This is a genomic window from Nonomuraea sp. NPDC002799 (genome assembly GCF_053592075.1).
Genome location: NZ_JBSFVA010000014.1, coordinates 110185 through 130197, shown reverse-complemented (window position 1 = coordinate 130197; position 20013 = coordinate 110185). Strand labels below are relative to the sequence as shown.

The following is a 20013-nucleotide window of genomic DNA, read 5'->3' as shown; positions in this document are numbered from 1 at the left end:
TTACGGTTCGGGAAAGCGCTTTCCCCCTGTTGTTCCTGAAGGGAATACTCAATGAGCGTGCGCACCATCGGCGTCGTGATGAACGGCGTCACCGGACGGATGGGCTATCGCCAGCACCTGGTCCGTTCTGTCCTGGCCATCAACGAGCAGGGCGGTGTCACGCTCTCGGACGGCGGCAAGGTCAATCTCAGGCCAGTACTTGTCGGCCGCAACGCCGACAAACTTGCAGATATCGCGTCCAAGCATGGAATTTCGGATTTCACCACCGACCTCGACGCCGCCCTCGCCGACGACGACAACCTGATCTATTTCGACGCCCAGGTCACCAGCGCCCGGGTCAAGGCCGTACTGAAGGCCATCGAGGCGGGCAAGCACATCTACGCCGAGAAGCCGACGGCCGAGTCGACGCAGGAGGCGATCGCGCTCGCCGAGGCCGCCACGGCCAAAGGCGTCAAGAACGGCGTCGTGCAGGACAAGCTCTTCCTCCCCGGCCTGCTCAAGCTGAAGCGCCTGATCGACGGCGGCTTCTTCGGCCGGATCCTGTCGGTGCGCGGCGAGTTCGGCTACTGGGTGTTCGAGGGCGACTGGCAGGAGGCCCAGCGTCCGTCCTGGAACTACCGGTCCGAGGACGGCGGCGGCATCGTGCTCGACATGTTCCCGCATTGGCACTACGTGATGGAGAACCTGTTCGGCCGCGTCCAGTCGGTCTACGCCCGCGCCGTCACCCACGTGCCCACGCGGGTGGACGAGCAGGACAACACCTACCAGGCCACGGCGGACGACGCCGCGTACGGGATCTTCGACCTGGAGGGCGGCATCGTCGCTCAGATCAACTCCTCCTGGACGGTTCGCGTGAACCGGGACGAGCTGGTCGAGTTCCAGGTGGACGGGACGCACGGCAGCGCCGTGGCCGGTCTGCGCAACTGCCGCGTGCAACACCGCTCCGCCACCCCCAAGCCCGTCTGGAACCCGGACCTGCCCGCCACGGCGCGTTTCCGCGACGGCTGGCAGGAGGTGCCGGACAACGCCGAGTTCGACAACGGGTTCAAGATCCAGTGGGAGGGGTTCATCCGGCACGTGCTGGAGGACGCGCCCTTCCCGTACGACTTCGCCTCCGGCGCGCGCGGCGTGCAACTCGCCGAGCTGGGCCTGCGCTCCAACGCCGAGGGCCGCAGGATCGAGGTGCCGGGCCTGTGATGATCGATCTGCCCGGATTCGGGCCCTACCCGCTGCGCGAGCCGGTGACGTGGCCGGTGGCCGAGGCGCCGGCCACCGGCCGGATCGTCTACGCGGCCGCGCACGTGGTGGCCGACCCGCTCGGCGACAACACGCCGGGCTCCCCCGCTGCCGTCGACTGGGACGCCACCCTCCGCTTCCGCCGCCACCTGTGGTCGTACGGCCTGCGCGTCGCGGACGCCATGGACACCGCCCAGCGCAACATGGGCCTGGACTGGCCGGCCACCAAGGAGCTCATCCGGCGCAGCGCCGCCGAGGCCCGCTCGTTCGGCGACCCGGCGGCGCTGGTGGCCTGCGGCGCCGGCACCGACCACGCCCCGGACGCCGCCGACCTGCACACGATCACCGCCGCGTACGCCGAGCAGATCGAGACCGTCCAGGCGGCCGGGGCGGGCGTGATCATCATGGCCTCCCGCCAGCTCGCCAGGGCGGCGGCCGGGCCCCAGGACTACCACCAGGTGTACGGCAAGCTCTTCGGCCTGGCCGAGCGCCCGGTGATCCTGCACTGGCTGGGCGAGATGTTCGACCCGCAGCTCGCCGGCTACTGGGGCTCGCGCGACGTGGCGGCGGCCACGGAGGCATTCCTGGAGCTGGTCCACGCTCACGCCGCGATGGTGGACGGCGTGAAGGTGTCGCTGCTGGACGAGGAGCACGAGGTGGGCCTGCGCGCCGCGCTCCCCGGCGGCGTCAAGCTGTACACGGGCGACGACTTCAACTACCCGTCCCTGATCAGGTCGGGCTCGCACGCGCTGCTGGGCATCTTCGACGCCATCGCCCCGGCCGCCGCGGCGGCGCTCCAGGCGCTGGACGCGGCCGAGGCCGCCGCCGACGAGTCCGCCCGCGAGCGCGCGCTGGCCTCCTACGACGAGATCTTCGCCCCAACGGTCCCGCTGTCCAGGAAGATCTTCGAGACGCCCACGTACCACTACAAGACCGGCATCGTCTTCCTGGCCTGGCTGAACGGCCACCAGGACGCGTTCACCATGGTGAACGGCGCCCAGTCGGCCCGCTCGCTGCTCCACCTGAGCGAGGTGTTCCGCCTGGCCGACCAGGCCGGGCTGCTGGCCGACCAGGAGCTGGCCGTGCGCCGCATGAAGGCGCTGCTGGCGGTGAACGGGCTGTGAGTCTGTCGCTGAACCAGTGGACGACCAGGCGCTGGTCCGTGGCCGAGGCCGTGGACGGGTGCGTACGGCACGGCCTGGAAGCGGTCGGGCTGTGGCGGGAGAAGGTCGAGGAGCAGGGGCTCGCGCAGAGCGTGAAGCTGGTGCGGGACGCCGGGCTGCGCGTGTCGTCGTTGTGCCGGGGCGGCTTCCTGACGGCCGGCGGGCTGCCGGGGGAGGCGGGGCGCCAGGCGTTCGCCAAGGCGCTGGACGACAACCGGCGGGCCATCGACGAGGCGGCCGAGCTGAACGCGGCCTGCCTGGTGCTGGTGGTCGGCGGCCTGCCGGGAGTCCGGCCGGGCGAGCCGCTGCCCTCCGATCAGGAGCACCCCACCGTGACCGGCACCACCGTCACGGGCGTCGCCGGTGGGTTCTCGCGGGACCTGGCCGGGGCGCGGGCGCGGGTGGCCGAGGCGCTGGTGGAGCTGGCGCCCTATGCCGGCGAGCGCGGCGTCAAGCTGGCCCTGGAGCCCTTGCACCCGATCTACTGCCCGGACCGTGCGGTCCTGTCCACCCTCGGCCAGGCGCTCGACCTCAGCCTGGAATATCCGGAGGAGCAGGTCGGCGTGGTGGTCGACACCTTCCATGTGTGGTGGGACCCGAGGTTGTTCGAGGACATCGCGCGGGCGGGCCGCCGGATCGCGACCTACCAGGTGTGCGACTACCTGCATCCGCTGCCGGCGGACGTGCTGCTCGGGCGGGGCATGATGGGTGACGGGGTGATCGACTTCGGGCCGATCACCCGGGCGGTGCTGGCCGCCGGATACACCGGGGACGTCGAGGTGGAGATCTTCAACGCCGACATCTGGGCCGCCGACCCTGACCAGGTGGTCGCCACGATGAAGGCCAGGTATGAGGACGTGGTCGTTCCCGCGTCATGACGCCGGGGCGCGGCGGTCCGCGCCGCGCCCCGGTTTGTCCCAGACGAGCAGATAGCGCCGCAGCAGCAGGCGGCGGAAGCGGCAGCCGGGCAGCACTGCCCGCCAGGGCACCGGATCAGCCCGGGAACGACACCGTCCCCGCGGCTCCGTTCACCGTGATCTCCTGGCCGGTGACGATGCGGTGGGTGGCGTCGGGGACGCCGACGACGGCCGGGATGCCGTACTCCCTGGCCACCACCGCGCCGTGTGACATGGCCCCGCCCATCTCCATCACCAGCCCGCCGGCCGTCAGGAACAGCGGGGTCCAGCCGGGATCCGTCGAGGGGCAGACCAGGATCTCGCCGGGCTCCAGGTGGGCGCCGATGGGGTCCTGCACCACCCTGGCCACGCCCGTGACGGTGCCCGCGGAGGCCGCCGTGCCCGTCAGCGCGCCGTCCGGGGCCGGCTCGGCGAGCGCCTCGGGCTCGGTGCCGTCCGAGAGCAGCACCCGGGGCACGTGCCGGCGGCGCGACTCCCGCTCGTACGCGGCCCGCCGCTCGGCCACCGGCTCACGCAGGTCCCCCTCGGACGCCGCCCGCCGCTCGGCCACCGGCTCACGCAGGTCGCCCCCGTTCAGGGCCGCTCTGGCCTCCGCCACGCTCAGGAAGAACACGTCCTGCGCCGAGTCGAGCACGCCGGTGCTCACCAGGTGGTCGCCGACCACGAGCAGGCTCTGCCGCACCCCGGCGATGACCTTGACCGCGTAGAACTTCGGCAACTCCCGCAACCCGGCGTACTTCCGGGTGCGCCCCAGCCCGTACCGCACCACGGCGGCCCGCCACCGCCCCTTGCGCCCGGCCCGCGCGGCCACGTCGTCGATCGCGGCCCGCGCCTGCTCCGCGCCCTTGGCGAACAGGGTGGCGGGAGCGAGGGCGGCGTCGCCGTCCATGCGCTGGTAGTTGGCCAGGACGCCGAGGATGTGGGCGGGCTCCTCCGACCAGCGCGGCACGCCGATGTCGATCTCGGCGACGCCACGGTGGCCGTATCTACCGAGGAAGGCGGTGATCTCGCGCTGCGCCTTCGGCGGGAGCTCACCGGCCTGGTAACGGCGGACCAGCTCCGCCACCGTCTCCCGCTCGAACGGCTCCCGCTCGATCCGGGTGGCCAGGTGCCACAACTCCAGGTCCATCTCCGTGGTCGGATTGCCCGGGATGCTACGCAGGACGTCGTGCATGTCGCTCATCGACAGGCCGGAGAGCTTGCCCGCCAGCGCGAACAGGCCGTAGCCGGTGAGCACGATGGGCATGATCGAGACGATCGCGGGGAAGGTGCCGCCGAGCATGCGCTCGGCGTGGTCCAGGCGCTGGGCCGGGGTCACGTCCGCGGGCAGCCGGAGCCGTTCGTCGAGCTGGTCGCCGATGCGGGCGGCGTACGCGAGGGCCCGGTCCGGCCTGGTCAGCGCCATCAGCACCCGGGAGGGCGCGTGCACGGTGCGGGCGAAGCGGCGCAGGCCGCGCAGCACCGGGCGGCGGGAGGTCTGGGTCACCGAGAGCTGCGGCTCGTCCGTCAGCCTGGCGAAGACGGCGGCGGTGCGGGCCTCGCCGAGGGTGAGCATGCGCGGCAGGATGGCGCGGCCGGCGCGGCTGCGCACGGCCGTGGTGAGGTCGATCCACATCCGCCCGCCCGACTCCGCCATGACCGCCGGGCCGTCGGGGCGGCGGGCCGGGCCGTAGCCGAACAGGCCCGCCGCCCCGGCGCCGATCAGCCTGAACGCCGACAACCCCATCGGCGTGAGCGGGCCCATGACGCCCTGGGCGACGTTGAACGAGAAGTACACCCGCAGGCCCGGCCTGGTCCGCTCGGGCAGCGGGTAGAGCGTGGTGATCGGCCTGGCCTGGGTGAGCCAGAGGGCGCCGTCGCCGTCGATGGCCCACTCGGTGTCCTGAGGCGCGCCGTAGTGCTCCTCGACGCGGGCGCCGAGCTCGGCCAGGTCGCGTACCTGGGTGTCGGTCAGGCACAGGCCCTCGTGCGCGAGCTCGACCCGTTCGGTGCCGCCGCCCGGCAGGGAGCGGATGGCCAGCCGCTTGTCCCCGGCCTGGCGTTCGAGGATCTCGCCGCCGTGGACGACGAAGCGGTCCGGGTTGACGGCGCCGGAGACGACGGCCTCGCCGAGGCCGGGACTGGCGTCGATGACGGCCTCGCGCCGCCGCCCCGTCACCGGGTTCGCGGTGAACATCACCCCCGCCACCTGCGCGTCCACCATGACCTGGACGACCACCGCGAGCCGCACGGCGGTGTGGTCGATGCCGTTGGACTCGCGGTAGGCGACGGCGCGGTCGGTCCAGAGCGAGGCCCAGCAGCGGCGTACGGCGTCGAGCACGGCCTCGGCGCCCACCACGTTGAGGAAGGTGTCCTGCTGCCCGGCGAAGCTGGCGAACGGCAGGTCCTCGGCCGTGGCCGAGGAGCGCACCGCCACCGGGACGTCGTCGCCGAGCGCGGCGTACGCCTTCACGATCGCCTCGTGCACCGCGTCCGGGACCTCCGCCGCCAGCAGGTGCCGTCTGGCGCGCTCGGCGAGGTCGTCGCCGGTGACCGCGAGGCCCGCCGCGACCTGGCGGTAGGCCTCCGTGGTCAGCACCCAGCCGGGCGGGACGGGCAGCCCCGCCCTGGTCAGCTCGCCGAGGTTCGCGGCCTTGCCGCCCACCTCGGCCAGCATTCCGGCACCGATCTCCGTGAAGTCCTGGACCGTCTTCATCGTCTGCACCCCCGCCGTTCAGCGTCCGGTCACCAGTCTCACGCCTTCCCGGCAGAAATTCAACACTTGATGAAAGACATCACGTCTCCAGGGGCGTCCCGTCCAGATCCCACGCGGGATCGATCTCCACCCCGAGCGCGGCCAGCGCCGTCGGCCCCACGTCCACCAGCCGGGGGCGGTCCAGGAGGCGGCCGCCCAGGTCCGCGCCCAGGCGGGCGGCGATCACGAACACCGTGCGCTCCTCGGCCGACGTCCCCCCGTGGCCGCCCTCGTCGACGTGGCCGTGGTCGGTCGTGACGAGCACGGTCCAGCGCTCGCCGGCGTACGCGGACCGGCCGCGCACCGCGTCGAGCAGGCGCCCGAGGTAGGCGTCCTGGGCCTGGAGCGCGGCGGTGTACTCGGGGCAGAAGGCGCCGAGGGCGTGGGCCACCTCGTCGGTGTCGCCGAGGTAGACGAAGACGGCGTCGGGGTCGTCCTGGCTCAGGTGCCGCTCGGCCGCCTCGGTGACCTGCCGGTCGGCGTTGGCCCAGCCGCAGGTGTATCCGTCCAGGACGAAGCGGTGGTCGAGCGCCGCGCCGAACGCGCCCTTCTCGGCGAGCGAGGCCCAGGAGAAGAACGCGGAGGCGGTCAGCCCAGGAACGGCATTCTTCGCACGAGTCAAGAAGTCCGGAAATTTCAGGAAGTCGGCTTCGGCGAAACCATTGTCCACAACGCCGTGCTTGTCGGGCCAGACGCCGGTCGCGATCGAGGACCAGCCGGGGCCCGAGTCCGTGCGCGACCTGATGACCCGGGTGCCGTGCCCGGGCTCAGGGGTCTTGGGGACGACCTTGCCCGGCGACTCCGTACGCGGCGTCCCGGCTTCGCCATAGGGGAGCAGGCTGATGCCGTACGCGCCGGAGGACATCAGGGAGGCGAGCACGGGCGCGCCGAGAGCCTGGAGCCGGTCGAAGCGCAGGCCGTCCATGCCGACGACGAGCACCTTGTTTCTGGAAGGGGACATCCCCCTATCTAAGCGGTGAAACGCCGCACCCAGTCAGCCGCGCCCGGCAGGATCTCCTCGACGGGCGCGACCTGGGGATACCAGGTGCGTTCCCACTCCAGCGACACCCATCCGGTGTAGCCCGTCTCGCGGAGCAGCTCCCCCGCCTCGTCGAGGGGCACGGAGCCGGTCCACAAGGGCACCGGCGTGGTGTCCCCGGCCGAGACCGCGTCCTTGACCTGCACGTAGGACAGGTGGGCGCCCAGCGCGGCGAGCGTGGCGGCCGGTGGCTCGCCGTGGCGCCACGGGTGCAGCAGGTCCCAGATCGCGCCGGTGGTCTCCGGGCAGGCGGCCGCGTCGAGCAGACCGGCCACGGCCGCGCCGGTGGCCATGTTGTCGTGCGTCTCGACGAGGACGCGAACTCCGAGGCCGGCCGCCGTGCCGGCGACCGCCTTGAGCCTGCGGGCGCCCACGGCCGGGTCATCGCCGCGCGGGAACACCCGCACCCCTGGCGCGCCCAGGTCAGCGGCGAGCCGGAGGCCGGCGATCAGCGCCTCGGCGACCGGCTCGTCCGGGCCGGGCTCACAGATGCCGACATATCCGGCGAGCGCGGAAATCTCCAGACCGGCCCGCTCCACCCGGTCCCGCACCGACCGCCGTCCCGCCGCGTCCAGCCCGCCGTGCACCCCGGTGTCGGGATGCAGGCGCAACTCCAGCCCCTGACAGCCACCCCCGGCCGCGATCTCGATCGCCCGATCAAGCCCCGCGCCCGGCATCCCGAGCGTGCTCACCGCCAGTTTCACGCCATCCTCCGCACGCCGGCCCACCGCACGCGAGCCATCCACCGCACGCGAGCCATCCACCGCACACCCTTCGACCACACACCCGCCGGGTTCACGCCATCCTCCGCACGCTTTCCCGCAGCACGACCTCGCCGGCGACCTTCTCCACCACGACCGTGTCCTCTTCGCCCAGCGCCAGCTCCAATGCCCGCGCCCCCATGCCCTTCAACGGCAGCCGCACCGTCGTCAGCGCGGGAACGTGATCCCGCAGCGTCACGATGTCGTCGAAGCCGGCCACCGACACGTCCTCGGGCACCCTGACCCCACGCTCCCGATAGGCGGCCAGCGCCCCCACCGCCATCACGTCGTTCACCGCGAACACGCAGGTCGCGTCCCCGATCTGCGGCGCCGCCGCGTACCCGCCGTCGCGGTCGAACGGCCCGTGGACGACGCGCGGCGCGGGCAGTCCGAGCTCCGCCAGCGCCTCCGTGAACCCGGCGCACCGATCGGCCGCCGTCACCAGATGCGGCGGCCCGGCCAGCACCGCGAACCGCCGGTGCCCCAGCCCCGCGAGCGAGCGCGCCAGCGCCGCCGCCCCCTGCCGGTTGGCGGGCGCGACGGTGTCCACGCCGAGCAGGTCCTGCCCCACGCAGGCCGCCCGGCCGCCGCCGGCCCGGTAACGGGCCAGCTCCTCGCGCAGCCGCCCGGTGACGGCCGGATCGGCGACGCGCGAGCCGACCAGCAGGACGGCGCGGACGCGCTGGGCGTTCAGCGTCGCCACGTAGGCGATCTCCTGCTCCGGGTCGCGATGCGTGGTGCCCACCATGACCAGCAGGCCCTCGGTGGCCGCCGCCCGCATCGCGCCGTCGGCCAACGCCGCGAAATAGGGGTCGGTCAGGTCGTGGACGACGATGCCGATGACGTTGCTCGCCCCGCGGGCCAGCGTCTGGGCCGCGATGTTGGCTCGGTAGCCCAGCTCGTCCGCCGCCTGCTCGACCCGGGAACGCAGCGCGGAGCCCACCTGGCGGGTGCTGCCGTTGAGCACCCGCGAAGCGGTCGCGAGCGAGACGCCCGCCTGTTTGGCGACGTCTTCAAGCGTGACCACGAGACCTCCAGGGAAAGCGGTTTCCAAGTCTGCCAGACCGGCACCTGGATCCGCATCCTTACACGCCTCAAGCCCAGGGGAACAGGTAGTCGAAGATCCCCTTCCGCTCCGGCTCCTGGACGACGGGCGGCGCCTGGGTCATGGGCGCCTCGGTGGCGGCGTCCTGCGTCGGCGCCTCCGTCGCCGCCTCCGGCACCTCCTGCTGACCCCGCGTCCCGGTGTCGGCGTCCCGCGTCTCGCCCTGCGGCGTGCGGGTGGGCCTGCTGGTGGCCTTCGCGGTCGGCTCGGCGCGCGTCCTCGTGGGGCGCGCCGAAGGCTCGCTCGTGGGACGGACCCGCCGCTGCGTCGGAGTGGGGGTTACGGACTCGGATTCGGTCGGCTCCGCGCTGTCCGAATCGGTGGGTTCGGGAGCGGTCTCCTCCGTGTCCTCGGGAGCCGCGGTGTCGGCGGGCGCGCTCACCTCGCCGGCGCTGGCGCACCGGCCGCCGTCGCACGGGTCGTCCGAGGAGGTGCCGGTGAGCATGAAGCCGGCGCCGACGCCGATCACCACCACCGCGGCGGCCGCCACCAGCAGCTTCCTGGTACGCCTGCGCACCTCCCGCTCGCCGCCGGACCGCCCGTCGTCCGAGTCGTCGTCGGTCCACCCCGACCCGAGGAAGCCGCGCTTGGGCTCCTCGTCGTGCTCGTCGTCGAACTGCGCCTCGTAGCCGCGGTCGATCGGCAGGTACGGGCTGTCGCCCTCCACCGGATGCGGGCCGCTGTGCTCGACGGCGTGCGGCCCGCTGGGACCGCCCAGGTCGTAGCCGCCGAGCACGTCATGGGAACCGCTGTGACCGGCCGCGTCATAGGGCTGGTCCAGCACGTCGTGCGTACCCCCCGGCCCGCTCAGCAGGTCGTGCGCGGCGCCGGACCCGCCGAGCACGTCGTGCGGGTCCTCGTCCAGCACGTCGCGCCCGCCAGGGCCCAGCCGCACGGGCGTGCCCCTGTCCGGCGGCAGGATGTAGGTCTCGTTGCCGACGACCTGGATGGCGGGCTGCTCGTCGGTGTCCTCGGTGCTCCACCGCGAGGACAGCACATCACCCGTCAGATCCGGGTTCAACGACCTGCCCTGGCCGTCCTCATATGGCCTGTCGTTCTCGTCGCGCGCCACGATGGAACCTCTCTAGTACGAATTGGACCGCGCCCTTTCTTAACAGACCCAACTACCAGTTGTCCGGAAATTTCACATGTTTCCCTAAAATCACGTAGAGTAACATTCGTCACTCTGAGCAGCGTGAACCGACGGAGAGTCCCCATGACCGGGCACGGAACAGCCGGTCAAGCCGTCAAGGAGCGCGTCAGAAGCCGCCCGGGAACAACACGAGCGGCGCTAGAGACAGGGATTGGTGTTGGCGTCGACGACCCGGTCCTTGAGGGAGTCGGGGATCGCGGACACGACCCGCACGCCCGGCCAGTCCTTGCCGATGACGACCTGGACGATCGGGCCGCCGGGCACCGCGGTGGCCTTCGACTGGTACGGCTGCGTGGTCAGCGGCTTGACCTTCCCCGCCACCGGGGTCTTCTTGTCCTTCGACAACCGCGCGGCCACCGCGTCCCCGTAGGCGGCGCCGTTCTCGGCGTCCTTCTTGGCGTACCGCAGCGTGGTCTTGCCGGTCGTGGCGACGTTGCCGACCTCGGTCACCACGAAGCCCTGGGCGGCCAGCGCGTCGGCGACCTGGACGGCCTTGCCGGACTCGCCGGTGCCGTTCAGGACCTGCACCCGCACCTGCTTGTTCTCGATCTTGGGCGCGGCGGACTTGCCGGGGACCGGAACGGCGTTGACCTCGACGTCGTTGCGCACGTTGTCGAAGAAGTTCGTGGCGGCGGGCTGGCTGAACTGCACGCGGTTCTTGTCCGCCGGATAGGCCTCGACGGGCACCGTGATGCCCTTGAGCTCCTTGGCCGTCAGACCCTGGACGCTGCCGGCGATCTCCACCATCCGGTTGAGCGTGAGGCCCTCGTCCACGGTGACGGCCTTGACGGCCGCCTGCAGGAAGCCGTTGAGCGCGATGGGGTCGGTGAGCAGGCCCGCGTCGGTGACCTTCGCCAGCACGCTGGTCAGGAACACCTGCTGGCGCTGGATCCGGCTCAGGTCGCTGCCGTCGCCCAGGGCGTAGCGGGTGCGCACGTAGCCGAGCGCCTGCTCACCGGTGACCACGTGCTTGCCGGGGCCGAGCACCAGCTTGGCCTTGGGGTCGTTGACGGCCTTGGGCAGGCAGATCTGGATGCCGCCGATGGCGTCGATGATGCCCTTGAAGCCGGTGAAGTCGACCTTCACGAAGTGGTCGATCTTGATGTTGGTGAGCGATTCGAGCGTCTTGATCGTGCAGTTGATGCCGCCCTCGTTGAAGGCGGCGTTGATCTGGCGGATCCCGCCGGGCAGCACGGCGCCGTTGCGGCCCGCGCACTCCGGGACCATGACCATGGAGTCGCGCGGGAAGCTGATCATGGTCGCGTTGTCCCGGTTCGGGGAGATGTGCAGCAGCATGATCGTGTCGGTGCGCTCGCCCAGCCCCACGGACGTGGCGCCGTACTTCTTGTTGTCGCCCTCCCGGGAGTCGGAGCCGACCAGCAGCACGTTGAGCGCACCGGTCTCCGGCGGCCGGCTCGGGCCGACCGCGATCCGCTCACGCGGGATGCTGGACTCCAGCACGCGGTAGTAGCCGTATGTCCCCAGTGTGGCCGCCACCAGCACGAACGTCAGCCCGATGCCGACCCACCCCAGCACGGGCAGCCGCCGCCACGGCCCACCGCCACGGCCCTCCCGCCGATGCGGAGCTCCGCCCGCCGCCCTCCGGCCTCGCCTCACGCGCCTCCCTTCACCCCGCCCCCAAGGAGACCGCATGGCGGAACGTGTTCCTCATGCGGTGCGGGCAGCATACTGAGAAACCCACGCTCCCGTAATGTGGTGTCAAAAGTCGGGCCCCGGCAAGGCGCCGCACTGCCACTGTTGCCTGCCGCGTTCAGCGCGAGCCCCACGCAAAGTAGCGAAATTCCCGGCCTCACCACACACAGTGACGCCATCATGACGTTCATGCTGTTGACCGAGATGCCGCCTCCCCCGGGCGCCAGGGACGTGGCGGAGGTGCGGGCCAGGGCCGGATCCGCCCGGCGCTGCGCCCTCGTCGCGCTCTCCGCCTCGATCGCGTTGCTGGCCACCGCGCAGGTGCTCGCCGATCGCGCCGCGACCAGGGAGCAGACGCTGCCGCTGGCGATCATGTCACTGGCGGTCTTCGTGATCGCGCTGCCCGCCATGGCCGCCACCCAGTACCTGTGGGGCGCGCGAGCCCGGGTGGTGCGCCGCAGAGAGCGCGAGCTCTACGCCGACGTGCCCTCCGGCCGGGGGCGCGCCCTGTGGCGGTTGCTCGTCGCCGGCGGCTGGGTGGTGACGCTGCTGCTGGGCTGGACGGCCCCGCGCTTCTTCCGCCAGGCCGCCTGGTACGCCTCCGCCGACATCCTGACCAGGGCCGCCGACACGCTCGCGGTGCTGAGTTTCGCCGCAGGGGTGTTGTTCCTGCTGTGGTGGGCACGGGACGCACTGAGGATGCTGGCGCGGGTCAGGCGGCCGGGCGGATCACCTGGCGATCCATGGGACCCCGGCCGCGGCCCGCGCTCGCGAGAGGGCGCGGTGCTCTGGACGGGCGCGGCCGTCGCGGTCGCGGCCCTGGTCGGAGCCCGCGCCCACCTGTGGGAGCCGTCGACCGCGGTCGTCTACGCCCTGCTCACCGTCGCCCTCGTCTGCGGAGTAGTTACCGACGAGTAGCATAGGCACGAAACTCCATCAACGACCGAGGAGCGAATCCGTGCCTTCCTCTCGTGACGTCGTGTTCGTCGACGGCGTGCGCACGCCTTTCGGCAGGTCAGGGCCGAAAGGGCTGTACGCGGAGACCCGCGCGGACGACCTGGTCGTCCGCGTCATCCGCGAGCTCGTCCGGCGCAACCCGGGCCTGCCACCTGAGCGTGTCGACGAGGTCGCCATCGCCGCGACCACGCAGATCGGCGACCAGGGCCTGACCATCGGCCGCTCGGCGGCGGTGCTGGCCGGGCTGCCCAAGACCGTGCCGGGTTACGCGATCGACCGCATGTGCGCGGGCGCGATGACCGCCGTCACCACCGTCGCCGGCGGCATCGCGTTCGGCGCCTACGACGTGGCCATCGCCGGCGGCGTCGAGCACATGGGCCGCCACCCGATGGGCGAGGGCGTCGACCCCAACCCGCGCTTCCTGTCGGAGAAGCTGGTCGACCCGAGCGCCCTCGTCATGGGCATGACGGCGGAGAACCTGCACGACCGCTACCCGGCGATCACCAAGCGGCGCGCGGACGCGTACGCGGTGCTCTCGCAGGAGCGGGCGGCCAAGGCCTACGCCGACGGCCGGATCCAGCCCGACCTGGTGCCCACCGCGATCAGGACGGCGGACAAGGGCTGGGGCCTGGCGGCCGAGGACGAGGCTCCCCGGCCGGGCACCACGATGGAGGGCCTGGGCGCGCTCAAGACGCCGTTCCGCCCGCACGGCAACGTCACGGCGGGCAACTCCTCCGGCATCAACGACGGCGCCACCGGCTGCGTCATGGCCGCCCGCGACGTCGCCGCCGAGCTGGGACTGGACGCCAAGATGCGGCTCGTGTCGTACGCGTTCGCGGGCGTGGACCCCGAGGTCATGGGCGTGGGCCCGATCCCGTCCACGGAGCGCGCGCTGCGCCTGGCCGGTCTGGACCTCGCGGACATCGGGCTGTTCGAGATCAACGAGGCGTTCGCCGTGCAGGTGCTGGCCTTCCTCGACCACTTCGGCATCGCCGACGACGACCCGCGCGTGAACGCCTACGGCGGCGCCATCGCCTACGGCCACCCGCTCGCCTCCTCGGGCGTGCGGCTGATGACGCAGCTCGCCCGGCAGTTCGGCGAGCGTCCCGACGTGCGTTACGGCATCACCACCATGTGCGTCGGCATGGGCATGGGCGGCACTGTGATCTGGGAGAACCTGGCGTGAGCAATCTCGACACCTGGCGGGCGCTGCTGAGCGAGCGCAACACCGACGAAGTCGTCACCAGGGCCCTGGTGCGCGACGTGCGGTTGCCCGGCGGCGCCGGCACGATGGCGCTGATCACGCTGGACAACGGCTTCGACCACACCAAGCCGAACACGTTCGGCCCGCACGGCCTGTTCGCGCTCGACGCCGCCCTGTCGGAGATCGCCGCGCGCACCGACCTGGTCGCCGTGGGCGTGACCGGCAAGCCGTTCATCTTCGCGGTCGGGGCCGACCTCAAGGGCGCGGCGGAGCTCGGCACGCGTGAGGAGGCCCTCGCGATCGGCGCGCTGGGCCACCACGTGTTCCGCAGGCTGGGCGAGCTGCCGATCCCGTCGTTCGCGTTCGTGAACGGCGCGGCCATGGGCGGCGGCCTGGAGGTGGCGCTGCACTGCACGTACCGGACGATCTCCTCGGGCGTGCCCGCCGTGGCGCAGCCGGAGTGTTTCCTCGGCCTGGTGCCGGGCTGGGGCGGCACGCAGTTGCTGCCGCGCCTCATCGGCCCGGCCGCCGCGATCAAGCTGATCATCGAGAATCCGCTGTCGCAGAACCGCATGGTCAAGGGCGCGCAGGCGTACGAGCTGGGCGTCGCCGACGCGATGTTCGAGCCCGCCGACTTCCTGGAGGAGTCGCTGCGCTGGGCCGCCCGCGTCGTCAGGGGCGAGGTCGCCGTCGAGCGGCCGGTCCATGACGAGGACTGGGACAAGGCCGTCGGCGACGCGCGCTTCCTGGTGGACATGAAGCTGCGCGGCGCCTCACCCGCGCCGTACCGCGCGCTCGACCTGATCGCGCTGGCCCGCACCGCCACCCGCGACGAGGGCTTCGCCGCCGAGGACGAGGCGCTGGCCGACCTGCTGACGAGCGACGGGCTGCGCGCCGGGCTCTACGCCTTCGACCTGGTGCAGCGCCGCGCCAAGCGGCCCGCGGGCGCGCCGGACGCGTCGCTGGCCCGCAAGGTCACCAAGGTCGGCGTGGTCGGCGCGGGGCTGATGGCCTCGCAGATGGCGCTGCTGTTCGCCCGCCGCCTGCAGGTGCCGGTCGTGCTGACCGACCTCGACCAGGCCAGGCTCGACAAGGGCGTCGGGTACGTCCGCGGCGAGATCGCCAAGCTGCTCGCCAAGGGCCGCGTCGACCAGGACCAGGCCAACCGCCTGACGTCGCTGGTGACCGGCTCGCTGACCAAGGACGCCTTCGCCGACGCCGACTTCGTGATCGAGGCCGTCTTCGAGGACCTGGCGGTCAAGAAGCAGGTCTTCGCCGAGGTCGAGGCCGTGGTGCCGGCCGGGTGCGTGCTCGCCACGAACACCTCGTCGTTGTCGCTGACCGAGATGGGCGCCGGGCTGGAGCACCCGGAGCGGCTGGTCGGGTTCCACTTCTTCAACCCCGTCGCCGTCATGCCGCTGCTGGAGATCGTCAAGGGCGCCGCGACGGACGACGCCACGCTGGCCACGGCGTTCGCGGTGGGCAGGTCCCTGAGGAAGTCGTCGGTGCTGGTCAAGGACGCGCCCGCGTTCGTGGTGAACCGGCTGCTGACCTGCTTCATGGGCGAGGTCGTGGCGGCCGTGGACGAGGGCACGCCGCTGGAGGTCGCCGAGCACGCGCTCGACGGCCTGGGACTGCCGATGACGCCGTTCGCGCTGCTGCAGCTCGTCGGCCCGGCCGTCGGCCTGCACGTGGCCGAGACGCTGCACGAGGCCTTCCCCGGCCGCTACGGCGTCTCGGAGAGCCTGGCCAAGCTGGTCGCGGCCGGCAAGCCGGGCGTCTACCTGCCCGACTTCTCGCTCGACCCGGAGGCGGTGGCACTCTTCACGGGCGGCACCACGCCGTCCACCGCCGAGCAGGTACGCGACCGCGTCCTGAGCGCGCTGGCCGGTGAAATCCGGATCATGCTGGACGAAGGCGTCGTCGCGGCGGCGCAGGACATCGACCTGTGCATGATTCTGGGCGCCGGCTGGCCGTTCCATCTGGGCGGAATCACCCCGTACCTCGACAGAGCCGGCATAGCGCAACCGCGCTTCCTCGCTCCCGGGGTCGCCTCGCTGCCCGCGTGATTTTACGGAGGCCCGTACGGCGGGCCTCCGTAACTCCTTGCCCTCTCCGCCGTAGCGTTTGGTGCCGTCCTACGAACGGAGAGTAATCATGATGCGAGCAATCGGCACGATCGCACTCTGCGGCACCTTCATGCTGGGCGCGTCGGCGCCCGCCATGGCCGCGCCCGCCCCCAAGGCCGAGCTCAAGATCGTCGACGCGACCAAGGGCGGCCCGACGAAAACGGCCTGGCTCTACTGCGGACCCGCCGGCGGCACCCACCGCAACGCCCGTGAGGCCTGCCGCCTGCTGGACCGCGTCCAAGGCAAGCCGGACAAGCTGAACGTCTCGCCGAAAGCCGCCTGCAGCCAGGAGCTCAAGCCGCACGCCGTCGTGGTCGTGGGCCGGTGGTACGGCAAGTCGGTGCACTGGGCGAAGGTCTTCCCCAACGCCTGCCAGATGAAGGCCGCCACCGGCGCGGTCCTCGCGGTCTGATCCCGCCCGGGGGTGGGCCGTGCGCCCACCCCCGCCCCCTCTCGGCTCAGCGGCGCGCCTCGGGCGCGGCGGACCGCACCCTGCTGTGCCAGTAGCCGAAGCCGAAGTAGAGCAGCACGCCGATGACCATCCACACGACGAAGCGCACCCACGTCAGCGTCGGCAGGTTGAGCATCAGGTAGAGGCAGGCCAGCACGGACAGGATCGGCAACACCGGCACCAGCGGCGCCCGGAACCCGCGCGGCAGGTCGGGCCGGGTCCTCCTGAGCACGATCACGCCGATCGAGACGATCATGAACGCGAAGAGCGTGCCGATGTTGACCAGCTCGGCCAGCTCGCCGAAGGACACGAACCCGGCCAGCACCATCGTCACCACCCCCACGATGACCGTGAGCCTGGCGGGCGTGCCGAAGCGCGGGTGCACCGTGGCCAGGCCGCGAGGCAGCAGCCCGTCACGGCACATCGCGAACAGCACCCGGGTCTGGCCCAGCATCAGCACGAGCACCACCGTGGTCAGACCGGCCAGCGCGCCCACGCTGATGATCGTGGCCAGCCAGGGATAACCGACCGCGGTGAAGGCGTCCGACAGCGGCGCCGACGTGCTCAGCTCGCTGTAGCGCTGCATGCCGACGACGACGAGCGAGACGGCGACGTACAGGAACGTGCAGATGGCCAGCGAGCCGAGGATGCCGCGCGGCACGTCGCGCTGCGGGTCGATGGTCTCCTCCGCGGCCGTGGCCACGATGTCGAAGCCGATGAACGCGAAGAACACGATCGCGGCGGCGGAGAAGACGCCCAGCACGCCGAACGCGACCGGCGTGATGCCGAACATGAGCTGGATCAGCGGCGCCTCGATCCCCTCCACCCGCTCCGTGGGCACCGAGTCGGGGATGAACGGCGTGTAGTTGGCGCCCTTGATGAAGAACAGCCCGGCCACGATGACCAGCAGCACGACCGCGATCTTGGTGATCACGAGGATGAGGTTGACCCGCGAGGACACCTTGATCCCCACGGCCAGGATCGTGGTGAGGATGGCGACGATGATCACGGCGGGCACGTTGACCACGGGATCGTCGCCGGCGATCGTGCTCGGCAGGTCGATGCCGAGCGAGGAGGAGAGCATCGAGGCGAAGTAACCCGCCCAGCCGACCGCCACCACGGCCGCGGCCAGCGCCAGCTCCAGGATCAGGTCCCAGCCGATCACCCAGGCGGGGAACTCGCCCAGGGTGGCGAAGGCGAAGGTGTAGGCCGAGCCGGCCACCGGGATCGTGGAGGCGAACTCCGCGTAGCACAGGGCCGCCAGGCCGCAGACGACGGCGGCGATGACGAACGAGATCGCCACCGCCGGGCCCGCCAGCTCCTTGGCGACCTGCCCGGTGAGGACGAAGATTCCGGTACCGACGATGACGCCGATGCCGAAGACGGTGAGATCCGTGGCGGTGAGGCGCTTTCGCAGCTGGTGCTCGGGGGCCTCGGTGTCGCGGATCGACTGCTCCACGCTCTTCGTGCGAAAGATGTCCACGGCCGGTGATCCTTCCCGCACACGCGGTGATCATGCGCCCGACGGGCAGGATCAGTGCCGGTCCCGCGCCGCGGGCCGGGGCGGCGGTCGCCTACCGGCGGCCACCGCCCCGGCCCGCGGCGGTGCTCAGTGGCGGGCGGGCTCCACGGAGGAGGTCCGCTTCGCGACCGCCTCGGTGATCTGCCGGGCGAGGTCCTGGCCGGTGAGGCCGACGCGGGCGAGGATCGCGGCGCGCTTGGCGTGGTCGAGGAACTCCTGCGGGATGCCGAAGGTGCGGACGGGCACGTCGACGTCGGCGTCGCGGAGCAGGCGGGCCACGGCGTCGCCCACGGCGCCGACCCGGCCGTTGTCCTCGACGACGGCCACCAGCTTGTGCGCGCTCGCCGCCGGCACCAGCGCCTCGTCGAGCGGCTTGACCCAGCGCGGGTCGACCACGGTGGCCGCGATGCCCTGCGCGTCGAGCAGGACGGCGGCGTCCATGCAGATCTGGGCCATCGGGCCCACGCCGACCAGCAGCACGTCGGGCTCGCCCGCCGGGGCGCGCAGCAGGTCCATCGCGCCGAGCCGGCCCACGGGCTCGATCGGCTCGGCGACGGGGCCCTTGGGGAAGCGCAGCACGGTCGGGCCGTCGGCGACCTCCACGGCCTCGCGCAGCAGCGCGGCGAGCCGGTCTCCGTCGCGCGGCACCGCGATCCGCAGGCCGGGGACCACCTGGAGGATCGACAGGTCCCACATGCCGTTGTGGCTGGCGCCGTCGTCGCCCGTGACACCCGCGCGGTCGAGCACCACCGTGACGGGCAGCCGGTGCAGGGCGACGTCCATGAGGAGCTGGTCGAAGGCCCGGTTGAGGAACGTGGCGTAGACGGCCACCACCGGGTGCAGGCCGCCCAGGGCGAGCCCGGCGGCGCTGGTCAGCGCGTGCTGCTCGGCGATGCCGACGTCGTAGATGCGCTCGGGGTATTCCTCGGCGAAGGCGTTGAGCCCGGTCGGGTGCAGCATGGCCGCGGTGATCGCGACCAGGTCGTCGCGCTCCTTGCCGAGCCGGACGAGCTCCTCGCTGAAGACGTTGGTCCAGATGCGCGGCTTGGGCTTCTCCGCGCCGGTGGCCCGGTCGAAGGCGCCGGGCGAGTGGAACTGGTCCTCGTCGTGCTCCTCGGCGGGGGTGTAGCCGCGGCCCTTCTGGGTGAGCGCGTGCACGATGACGGGGCCGCCGAAGCCGCGGGCCTTGCGCAGCGCCGCCTCCATGGCCTGCTCGTCGTGGCCGTCGATGGGGCCGACGTATTTCAGGCCCAGGTCCTCGAACATGACCTGCGGCGACAGGACGTCCTTGACGCCCTTCTTGAAGCCGTGCAGGGCGTCGTAGAGGACGGGAACGTTCCCTATCTTGTCCTTGACGAATTCGAGCATGTCCTCATAGCGGCGGTTGACCCGCAACGAGGACAGGTGGGAGGCCAGGCCGCCGATCGTGGGCGAGTAGGAGCGGCCGTTGTCGTTGACCACGATCACCAGCCGCAGGTCCTTGGCGGCGGCGATGTTGTTGAGCGCCTCCCAGGCCATGCCGCCCGTCAGCGCGCCGTCGCCGATCACCGCGACCACCGTGCGGTCACTCTCGCGGCGTAGCTTGAACGCCTTGGCCAGGCCGTCGGCGTAGGACAACGCGGTCGAGGCGTGGGAGTTCTCCACGATGTCGTGCTCGGACTCGGCCTGGCTCGGATAGCCCGACAGGCCGCCCTCCTGCTTGAGCGCCTCGAAGCCGGCGGCCCGGCCGGTGAGGAGTTTGTGCACGTAGGCCTGGTGCCCGGTGTCCCAGACGACGGGGTCGTGCGGCGAGTCGAAGACCCGGTGGACGGCGATGGTGAGCTCGACCACACCGAGATTGGGGCCCAGGTGGCCGCCGAACCTGGCGCACGAGTCGACGAGCAGGTCACGGATCTCCCCTGCGAGCCGCGGCAGCTCCTCGACAGCGAGCCGTTTGACGTCGTGCGGTCCCTCTATCGAGCCCAGCAACCCGCTCACGGATCCGACCCC

At 71.9% G+C, this 20013-nt stretch carries 15 protein-coding genes; 7 read left to right on the top strand and 8 right to left on the bottom strand.

The window, feature by feature from the left end; genetic code table 11:
- The first annotated feature begins 51 nt into the window (after positions 1-51).
- Genes ACWD0F_RS25335 through ACWD0F_RS25325 form a run of 3 tightly spaced genes read left to right on the top strand, consistent with a single transcriptional unit; the run spans position 52 to position 3277 of the window.
- A complete protein-coding gene (locus ACWD0F_RS25335; RefSeq protein ID WP_449879384.1) occupies positions 52-1197 on the top strand; it encodes a Gfo/Idh/MocA family protein in 1146 nt (381 codons plus the stop codon).
- Positions 1197-2360: a dihydrodipicolinate synthase family protein gene (locus ACWD0F_RS25330; protein WP_449879594.1), complete on the top strand. Its 1164-nt coding sequence runs from the start codon at positions 1197-1199 to the stop codon at positions 2358-2360. Before ACWD0F_RS25335 ends, ACWD0F_RS25330 begins: the two co-directional genes overlap by 1 nt.
- On the top strand, positions 2357-3277 hold the full coding sequence (locus tag ACWD0F_RS25325) for a sugar phosphate isomerase/epimerase family protein (RefSeq protein WP_449879382.1): 921 nt from the start codon (positions 2357-2359) through the stop codon (positions 3275-3277). Before ACWD0F_RS25330 ends, ACWD0F_RS25325 begins: the two co-directional genes overlap by 4 nt.
- A gap of 115 nt (positions 3278-3392) precedes the next feature.
- On the opposite strand, the gene ACWD0F_RS25320 is transcribed toward ACWD0F_RS25325, so the two are convergent.
- From ACWD0F_RS25320 to ACWD0F_RS25295, 6 genes are all read right to left on the bottom strand, one after another.
- Entirely contained in the window at positions 3393-6011 is a 2619-nt protein-coding gene (locus ACWD0F_RS25320; RefSeq protein WP_449879380.1) for a PEP/pyruvate-binding domain-containing protein, read from the bottom strand.
- A 79-nt stretch (positions 6012-6090) separates the two neighbouring features.
- Positions 6091-7011, bottom strand: a complete 921-nt coding sequence (locus tag ACWD0F_RS25315) for an alkaline phosphatase family protein (protein ID WP_449879378.1) — start codon at positions 7009-7011, stop codon at positions 6091-6093.
- Positions 7012-7019: 8 nt separating this feature from the next.
- Complete coding sequence (locus ACWD0F_RS25310; protein WP_449879376.1) at positions 7020-7793, bottom strand: sugar phosphate isomerase/epimerase family protein; 774 nt, start codon at positions 7791-7793, stop codon at positions 7020-7022.
- 91 nt (positions 7794-7884) lie between these two features.
- On the bottom strand, positions 7885-8877 hold the full coding sequence (locus ACWD0F_RS25305) for a LacI family DNA-binding transcriptional regulator (RefSeq protein WP_449879374.1): 993 nt from the start codon (positions 8875-8877) through the stop codon (positions 7885-7887).
- Between the two features lie 67 nt (positions 8878-8944).
- Entirely contained in the window at positions 8945-10027 is a 1083-nt protein-coding gene (locus tag ACWD0F_RS25300; protein WP_449879372.1) for a hypothetical protein, read from the bottom strand.
- Positions 10028-10246: 219 nt separating this feature from the next.
- On the bottom strand, positions 10247-11725 hold the full coding sequence (locus ACWD0F_RS25295; protein WP_449879371.1) for an LCP family protein: 1479 nt from the start codon (positions 11723-11725) through the stop codon (positions 10247-10249).
- Positions 11726-11950: 225 nt separating this feature from the next.
- On the opposite strand from ACWD0F_RS25295, the gene ACWD0F_RS25290 reads away from it, so the two are divergent.
- The 4 genes from ACWD0F_RS25290 (at position 11951) to ACWD0F_RS25275 (ending at position 16463) form a co-directional block, all read left to right on the top strand.
- On the top strand, positions 11951-12679 hold the full coding sequence (locus tag ACWD0F_RS25290; protein ID WP_449879369.1) for a hypothetical protein: 729 nt from the start codon (positions 11951-11953) through the stop codon (positions 12677-12679).
- Positions 12680-12740: 61 nt separating this feature from the next.
- The gene (locus ACWD0F_RS25285; protein ID WP_449879592.1) at positions 12741-13904 is read left to right on the top strand and encodes a thiolase family protein; all 1164 of its coding nucleotides are present in this window, start codon (positions 12741-12743) and stop codon (positions 13902-13904) included.
- Positions 13901-15991, top strand: a complete 2091-nt coding sequence (locus ACWD0F_RS25280; RefSeq protein ID WP_449879367.1) for a 3-hydroxyacyl-CoA dehydrogenase NAD-binding domain-containing protein — start codon at positions 13901-13903, stop codon at positions 15989-15991. The genes ACWD0F_RS25285 and ACWD0F_RS25280 overlap by 4 nt, the downstream gene beginning before the upstream one ends.
- 88 nt (positions 15992-16079) lie before the next feature.
- Positions 16080-16463: an SSI family serine proteinase inhibitor gene (locus tag ACWD0F_RS25275; RefSeq protein WP_449879366.1), complete on the top strand. Its 384-nt coding sequence runs from the start codon at positions 16080-16082 to the stop codon at positions 16461-16463.
- A 46-nt stretch (positions 16464-16509) separates the two neighbouring features.
- Here the strand turns inward: ACWD0F_RS25275 and ACWD0F_RS25270 are convergent, their stop codons facing one another.
- Both ACWD0F_RS25270 and dxs read right to left on the bottom strand, forming a co-directional pair.
- Complete coding sequence (locus ACWD0F_RS25270) at positions 16510-17985, bottom strand: amino acid permease (RefSeq protein ID WP_449879365.1); 1476 nt, start codon at positions 17983-17985, stop codon at positions 16510-16512.
- A gap of 126 nt (positions 17986-18111) precedes the next feature.
- On the bottom strand, positions 18112-19992 hold the full coding sequence (dxs, locus tag ACWD0F_RS25265) for a 1-deoxy-D-xylulose-5-phosphate synthase (RefSeq protein ID WP_449879590.1): 1881 nt from the start codon (positions 19990-19992) through the stop codon (positions 18112-18114).
- Positions 19993-20013: the final 21 nt, after the last annotated feature.